The organism is Curtobacterium sp. MCLR17_042 (assembly GCF_003234695.1).
Classification (GTDB): domain Bacteria; phylum Actinomycetota; class Actinomycetes; order Actinomycetales; family Microbacteriaceae; genus Curtobacterium; species Curtobacterium flaccumfaciens.
Genome location: NZ_QKTD01000032.1, coordinates 1 through 7,187 on the forward strand (window position 1 = coordinate 1; position 7,187 = coordinate 7,187).

The 7,187-nt window shown below is 71.6% G+C and carries 8 protein-coding genes; 2 read left to right on the plus strand and 6 right to left on the minus strand.

All coding sequences use genetic code 11. The features are described 5' to 3' along the window. Positions 1–200: 200 nt before the first annotated feature. Positions 201–734, plus strand: a complete 534-nt coding sequence (locus DEJ02_RS18125) for a helix-turn-helix domain-containing protein (RefSeq protein WP_111034057.1) — start codon at positions 201–203, stop codon at positions 732–734. Continuing rightward, positions 731–1,960, plus strand: a complete 1,230-nt coding sequence (locus DEJ02_RS18130) for an MFS transporter (RefSeq protein ID WP_111034058.1) — start codon at positions 731–733, stop codon at positions 1,958–1,960. The genes DEJ02_RS18125 and DEJ02_RS18130 overlap by 4 nt, the downstream gene beginning before the upstream one ends. On the opposite strand, the gene DEJ02_RS18135 is transcribed toward DEJ02_RS18130, so the two are convergent. The 6 genes from DEJ02_RS18135 to DEJ02_RS18160 are packed head-to-tail and all read right to left on the minus strand — an operon-like array spanning position 1,961 to position 7,017. Next, positions 1,961–2,815: a hypothetical protein gene (locus tag DEJ02_RS18135; RefSeq protein WP_111034059.1), complete on the minus strand. Its 855-nt coding sequence runs from the start codon at positions 2,813–2,815 to the stop codon at positions 1,961–1,963. Between the two features lie 31 nt (positions 2,816–2,846). Further along, on the minus strand, positions 2,847–3,386 hold the full coding sequence (locus tag DEJ02_RS18140) for a GNAT family N-acetyltransferase (RefSeq protein ID WP_111034060.1): 540 nt from the start codon (positions 3,384–3,386) through the stop codon (positions 2,847–2,849). Between the two features lie 20 nt (positions 3,387–3,406). Next, positions 3,407–5,167 carry an AMP-binding protein gene (locus DEJ02_RS18145; RefSeq protein WP_111034061.1) on the minus strand — a complete coding sequence of 587 codons (1,761 nt, stop codon included), beginning with the start codon at positions 5,165–5,167 and terminating at the stop codon, positions 3,407–3,409. 19 nt (positions 5,168–5,186) lie between these two features. Beyond that, positions 5,187–5,846: an HAD family phosphatase gene (locus DEJ02_RS18150; protein WP_111034062.1), complete on the minus strand. Its 660-nt coding sequence runs from the start codon at positions 5,844–5,846 to the stop codon at positions 5,187–5,189. Continuing rightward, on the minus strand, positions 5,843–6,505 hold the full coding sequence (locus DEJ02_RS18155) for an HAD-IA family hydrolase (RefSeq protein WP_111034063.1): 663 nt from the start codon (positions 6,503–6,505) through the stop codon (positions 5,843–5,845). Before DEJ02_RS18155 ends, DEJ02_RS18150 begins: the two co-directional genes overlap by 4 nt. Continuing rightward, positions 6,502–7,017, minus strand: coding sequence for an N-acetyltransferase (locus DEJ02_RS18160; protein WP_110865594.1), 516 nt, complete (start codon positions 7,015–7,017; stop codon positions 6,502–6,504). The genes DEJ02_RS18155 and DEJ02_RS18160 overlap by 4 nt, the downstream gene beginning before the upstream one ends. Positions 7,018–7,187 lie beyond the last annotated feature (170 nt).

Sequence of the window (7,187 nt, forward strand, 5' to 3'; positions counted from 1 at the left end):
GTGCTCCCACAGGGTGACGCGGGGGGTGCTGGCTGGGGCGCGGGCATCGGCGTCGCGCGGCTTTTCGCGCTGGGCGACAGTTCACGCGCGCGGCGGCCCGTGAGGTGTCGCTGGACGCGAAAGGCCGGCGCGCACATCGGTCCGAACGACCCCCAAAGAGCCATTTGACGGTGCCGGGTGTGGGGACGAAGGATGGGCGCATGTCCAGCCTCCAGTCCCTCCGGGCGACCGCCCACCCGATACGGCTCCGCCTGCTGTCGCTGGTGACGAGCTCCGCGATGAGCGCGGCCGAGGCCGCACGGGAACTCGGGCTCTCGCAGGCGACCGCGAGCTACCACCTGCGCGTCCTCGAACGGGCCGGGCTGGTCGCCGTCGTCGAGGTCGTCCGGCTCCGGGGCGGCGAGGCGAAGCGGTACCGGCACGAGTCGTCGTCGCAGGCGTTCGACCCCGACGCCCGATCCGACAGCGGCGCCGAGGACGTCTCGATCGAGGACCAGCTCGTCTACGTCGAGGCGCAGGTCGAGGAGCTCCGGCGACGCGTGCGACAGCGGACCACGGGGCCCGGCGTCTCCACCGACGCCGAACTGTGGGTCGGCCCCGAGACGTGGCGTCGCGTGGTGCACCACGTCGGCCAGGCCTCCGCCCTGCTCCACGCCGCAGCGCAGCGCCCCCGCACCCCGGGCACCGTTCCGGTGTCGATGACCGTCTCGATGTTCCCGATGCGGCGACCGTGAGCACGCCGACCACGGGCGTCCTCCGGCACGCGCCGTTCCGTTGGCTGCTCGCCGCCCGCACGGTGAGCATCCTCGGCAACGCCGTCGCCCCGATCGCGTTGGCGTTCGCCGTCCTCGACCTCACCGGCTCGCCCGTCGACCTCGGCCTCGTCGTGGCCGCACGCTCGGTCGCGAACGTCGCGGTCCTGCTGTTCGGCGGGGTCATCGCCGACCGTCTCCCCCGTGACGTCGTGCTCGTCGCCACGTCGCTCGGTGCTGCCCTGACGCAGGGCGCCGTCGCCGCGCTGGTCCTGACGGGCACCGCGACGGTCCCGCTCCTCGTCGTCCTGAGCATCCTGAACGGTGCGGTCGCCGCGGTCAGCCTGCCGACGACCGCTGCCATGGTCCCCGAGACCGTGCCCGAGGCACTGCTCCGTCCGGCGAACGCCGTGATCCGGTTGAGCATCAACGCCGGCACCATCGTCGGGGCCTCCTCCGGCGCCGGCATGGTGGCGCTCGTCGGCGCCGGGTGGGGATTGGCGGTGGACGCCGCCGGCTTCGCCGTCGCTGCAGCCCTGTACGCACGGATCCGACTGCCACGTCGCACGTCCGTCGCACCGGCCGACCGCCCGTCGGTGATCGCGGACATCCGGGAGGGATGGGTCGAGTTCTCGGGACGACGCTGGGTCTGGACGGTGGTCGCCCAGTTCGCGGTGCTCAACGCCGCCTTCGTCGGTGCCACGACCGTGCTGGGTCCGGTGGTCGCGGACGGTTCGTTCGGCAGGGCGGGTTGGGGACTCGTCGTCGCGGCGCAGACCGTCGGGCTGGCACTCGGCGCGCTGATCGCGCTGCGGTGGCGGCCACGCCACGCCCTCGGCATCGGCGTCGCCCTGATGGCCGTGACCGCGCTCCCCGTCCTGGCGCTCGCCGGCGCACCGGCCCTGCCGACCCTGCTCGTCGCGTTCGCCCTGGGCGGGGTGGCCATCGAGCTGTTCGCGATCGCCTGGGACCACGCGCTGCAGTCGAACGTGCCCCGGGCCGTGCTGTCGCGGGTCTACTCGTACGACATGGTCGGGTCGTTCGTCGCCGTCCCGCTCGGCGAGGCCCTGGTGGGACCGCTGGCGCACACGGTCGGCACGCCCGCGACCCTGATCGGTTGCGCCGTCGTCATCGTCGTCGCCACCGTGGTCGCCGCGTCCACCCGGAGTGTCCGGCGCGTGACCACCGAGGTGGCCCTGCCGGTCTGATCAGCCCGGGGAAGCGTCTTCGTCGACCTCGTACGCCTCGAACCGGGCGTCGGCGAGGACCGCGTCGATGAGTGACCGTGAGCCGGCGACGATCGTCGAGTCCCAGTCGATCTCGGTGGCGAGCACCCACTCGTGCCCCTCAGGCCAGAGCATCTGCGGGGTGTGCCCGACGTCGACGTACGTGCCCACGCGGGCGTCGTCCGTCCAGGACGGGTCGCTGAGCTGCGGCAGGGTCATGGAGAGCAGGAAGCACTCGCGGGCCGGCCACAGGAAGCGAGGACCCGCGAGCGATTCCCGGAGCGCAGCCTGCTCCCGCCGGTGCTGCGCCTGGGCCCGGGCCATGTGCGCCTGCATCTCCGCGCGCTCGGCCGCCGTCGGCTCGCCGCTCCCCTGCCACCCGAAGCCCAACGTCGACGCGTTCAGGTCGCCCCATCCGTCCCAGATCGCCCCGACCAGGTCGTCCGGCGTCGACGTCGCGTCGGCGAGGAGCCCGGTGAGCGCGGCGAGTTGCGACGGCTCGTACCAACCCTCTTCGGGTGGATGGACGACCCAGCCGTCCTCGAAAGGCAGGTCCGACTCGTCGTCCCGCCCGCTGAGCGTCTGCCACGACACGAGCGGGTCGATCGTCCGACGGGTGCGCTCGGCGACGTCGGCCCAGCGCCACTCGGCCGATTCGAGGACCGGGTGCTCGTCGTACTCGTCCACGGTCGTACGGTCTTCGCGATCCGCTCGGAGCGGGTGCAGGATCCGGACGTACGCCTCGAACCCGGTGCCCGCTACACCGCCGAACGAGGCGAACGAGCCGGCCCGGGCCAGCAACCAGTCGCCGCGCGAGACGTCCTTGATCAGTTCCACGTGCCGAGCCTAGGACTGACCGGGGCAGCCGTCAGGACGTCGTCCAGACCTCGAACGCCGGCAGGTCCGGCACCGGATCGGTCGCCAGCCGGGCGTGCGTCTCCACGTCGAACCGCTCCGAGCCGTACCGGAGCTTCTGCCGTTCGACGCCCTCCGCGCGGAACCCGGCGGTCGTGGCGACTCGACACGACGCGGGGTTGTTCGAGCGGTGTCCGAGTTCGAGGCGGAAGAGCCCGGCGTCGAACGCCCAGGTCGACGCACTCGTCAACGCACGAGTGGCGAGCCCGCGGCCGCGAGCATCGGACGCCAGCCAGTAATGCGCCCAGGCCGTGGCGTGCCGGAACTCGATCGCCGACAGCCCGACGTTCCCGACCGTGACTCCGTCTTCCACGATCGCCCAGTTCTTCGCCCGCTCGTCGAACCGCAGGGCGCTCCTGATGTGCGCGCGGGCCTGCTCCTCGTCATCGAGTCCGACGTCCGGGAACTGTGTCGCGAGGTCCGGGTTCGACCGGCTGGCGACGAAGAGCGCAGCCGCGTCGTCGAGCGACCACGGGCGCAGTACGACGGCCATGGATGATCTCCGTCAGCCGATCAGCCGGCAGCGGGCCCGGCCTGCGGACGGGGTGCACGGAGGCCGGGGAACTCGTCGTCGCGCCACTCGCCCTCGGCGCGCGTGCCGTTGCTCACCGACTGCTCCTCGCGCTCCCGCAGCTCCACGCGGCGGATCTTGCCGGAGATGGTCTTCGGGAGCTCCGCGAACTCGACCCGACGGACGCGCGCGTAGGCGGGGAGAGCCGTGCGTGCGTACTCCAGGACCTGCCTGGCGGTGTCGGCCGACGCCTCCCATCCGGTGGCCAACGTGACGTACGCCTTGACGACGTTGAGACGGGCGTCGTCGGGTGCCGGGACGACCGCGCTCTCGGCCACGGCCGGGTGCCGCAGCAGGGCGCTCTCCACCTCGAACGGCGACACCTTGTAGTCCGAGGACTTGAACACGTCGTCGGTGCGGCCGATGAAGGTCAGCTCGCCGTCGGCGTCGCGGACGGCGATGTCGCCGGTGTGGAAGAAGCCGTCGCGCATCGACGATGCGGTGCGGTCGGGGTCACCGAGGTACTCGGCCATCAGGTTGACGGGCCGCTCGGTGAGGTCGAGGCAGACCTCACCCTCGTCGCCCGGTTCGCCGGTCACGGGGTCGAGCAGCGTCACGGTCACGCCGGGGAGCGGCTTGCCCATCGCGCCGGACGTCACGGCGGCGCCCGGGGCGTTGCCGATGATCGCGGTGGTCTCGGTCTGCCCGTAGCCGTCGCGGATGGTGAGCCCCCACGCTGCCTCGACCCGGCCGATGACCTCGGGGTTGAGCGGCTCGCCGGCCGAGATGAGCTCACGGAGCGCGCGCGGCTTCACGCCGAGGTCGGACTGCAGCATCATCCGCCACGCGGTCGGCGGCGCGCAGAACGTGTTGACCTCGGCCTGCTCGAGCTGCGCGAGGAGTGAGGCCGGGTCGAAGCGCGCGGTGTTGTGGATGAACACGGTTGCCTCCGCGATCCACGGCGCGAAGAAGCAGCTCCAGGCGTGCTTGCCCCACCCGGGCGAGCTGATCGTCAGGTGCACGTCACCGGGTCGGACGCCGAGCCAGTACATCGTGCTGAGGTGCCCGACCGGGTACGACGTCTGGGTGTGCACGACCATCTTCGGCTTCGACGTCGTGCCGGACGTGAAGTAGACCAGGCACGGGTCGGTCATGCGGGTGACGACGTGGGGGCGGACCTCGTCGGTGGGAGCGGGCTCGCCCAGGTCGCTCGGGTACCCCGTCCACCCGTCAGCGGGACCGCCGATGACGATTCGTGTGAAGGACCCGCGGACGTCGTCGTACTTGTGCGTCTCGCTCCGGTTCGTGACGACGTGCGCCACCGAGCCCCGGTCGACGCGGTCCTGCAGGTCGGCCGTGTCGAGCATGGTCGACGTCGGCAGGATGACCGCACCGAGCTTGATCACGGCGAGCATGGTCTCCCAGAGCTCGAGCTGGTTGCCGAGCATGACGAGGACGTGGTCGCCCTGCTGCACGCCGAAGCCGTGCAGGCGCGCGGCGAGCCGATCGGACCGTGCGGCCATCTCGGAGTAGCTGAACCGCTGCTCACGACCGTCCTCCTCGACGATCCAGAGCGCCGTGCGGGTGTTGTCGGTCGCGATGACGTCGAACCAGTCGGTGGCCCAGTTGAACGTGTCGCCGACGTCCGGCCAGCGGAACCCGGCGCGTGCCGTTTCCGGAGAATCCGCGGCGAGGAGCTGGTCGCGGGCGGCACGGTACGCGGCGGTCGGGTTCACATCAGGCACGGACCGATCATGCCGCATCCGTCTCAGAGCCGATCGATCAGGCGAGTTCCCGGAGCCAGCGGTCGAGCCAGGGGATGATGCGCGAGAGGTCGTCCGCGTCGATCGCGTCGATCGCGTCACTCGCGGCCGCACGTGCCGCCGGACCCGCGTTGAGCGCCAACGCACTGGGGAGCGCCTCGAAGAGCGGGATGTCCGAGCGGCTGTCGCCGATGGCGCAGCAGTGTTCGATCGGCACACCGAGGTCGCGAGCGAGCGCGAGCGCCCGGTCCCGCTTGTCGAACTCGTCGAAGTGCTCGGCGACGGTGCCGTCGTGGACGCCGTCGTGCTCGCCGACTCGGGGCCCGCCGTTCGGGACGAACCCGAACCGCCGCGCGAGGGAACGGGTCACGGGTTGCCACGCGAGCGACGCGAGCACGGGTTCGACGTCGTGGGCACGGCACCACGCGACGACGGTCTCGGTTCCGGGCGACACCGGCAGGTCGTCGAGCCACCGGTCGACCGTCGCGACGGACGTGCCACGCCACGCGAGTGCGTCGACCTCACTGACCTGCTGGTTGGTGAGATCGCCGTCGGCGTAGCGGGATTCTGCGTCGTCGAGCGCGTCCTGGTGCCCGAACCGGGCGGCAAGGAAACTGCTGCTGGAACCGGGGCTGACGAGGGTTCCGTCGACGTCGAAGAACACGATGCCGACGGTCACTGCCGGCCGCTCCCCCGCACGACCGCATCGAGCACCCGGATCGTCTCGTCGGTGTCGACGTGCAGGTGCGCCCCGATGCCGAGCGCACGTGCGGCCTCGATGTTCTCGGGCACGTCATCCACGAAGAACACCTCCTCCGGATCCGCCCCGAGGCGCTCGAGCGTGATCCGGAACGCCTCGGGATCGGGCTTGTTCACGCCGATCTCGTGGGAGTAGCAGATCGGGTCGAACACCGCCGAGAACCGGAAGCGCCGCTCCTCTTCCTCTCGGGCACCGTCGCCCGAGTTCGACAGGATCGCCAGGCCGATCGCGCCCCGGAGCCCGGCGAGGAAGTCGTACAGCGGTTCGTTCAGGGTTCCGCAGTACGCATCCCAGAAGTCGGCCCGCATGACGGCGAGCTGGTCGGCCCCCAGCACGAGCGCCGTACCGATCGCACCCCAGTACCGGTCGACGACGCCGGTCTGACGGGAGGCGTCGGGCAGGTCGGCCGCAGCGAGGCGTGCGGAGAAGTCGTCCGTCGTCATCCCGAGCCGCTCGGCCCACCGCGCCCGGAAGCGTCCGGGCCAGGCGGCGTCGTCCACGAGTTCGAGGACGCCGCCCACGTCGGACAGCAGCCACCGCACGGCGGACCCCGCGGCCCTGGCCGTCCCGCCGGTCACAGCGATCCCCGCAGCTGCCGGATCATCTCGAGCTCGAGTTCGCTCGGATCGAGGACGTACGCCTCGGTCGCACCTGTCGGCTCGTAGCCACGTCGGGCGTAGAAGGCCTGCGCGCGGGTGTTCCCCTCGTGCACGTGCAGCCGAAGGGCCGATCCGTGCGCCGCCGCCCACACCTCGATCTCGTCGAGCAGCGCATCGGCGACACCGGCGGAACGACCCCGGTGCGACGGTGCGACGTAGACGCCGACCAGGAGCGGCCCGACGCGGGGGCCGGGGACGAACACCCCCATCGTCCCGAGCCACCGGCCGTCGGCACCGATCGCGGCGAGAGTCGTCCCGCCGACGTCGTGCTCACGGCGGCCGCGTCGACGCCAGTCACGCTCCTGCAGCCGCTCCGCGTCAGCGAGCCGCTCCCCGTACGCCTTCGGGGTGTCCCGGAGCATCTCCAGCCGCAGTGCCCGAACGGACTCCCAGTCGTCCTCCGTGGTCGGTCGGATCGTCGTTCCCCGCATGACCCGAGCCTAGGGGTGGCAGGCCCGGAGAAATCGTTCCAATCCGACTGGCGGACGACGCCGAATCACCTGCAACGACCGGGAAACACCCGGAGCGCTCACCAGCCGCACATCGCTGGTTCTCCACCCCACCAAGGGTGTGTTCGGCGCGCACACAGCAGCCGCGCCGA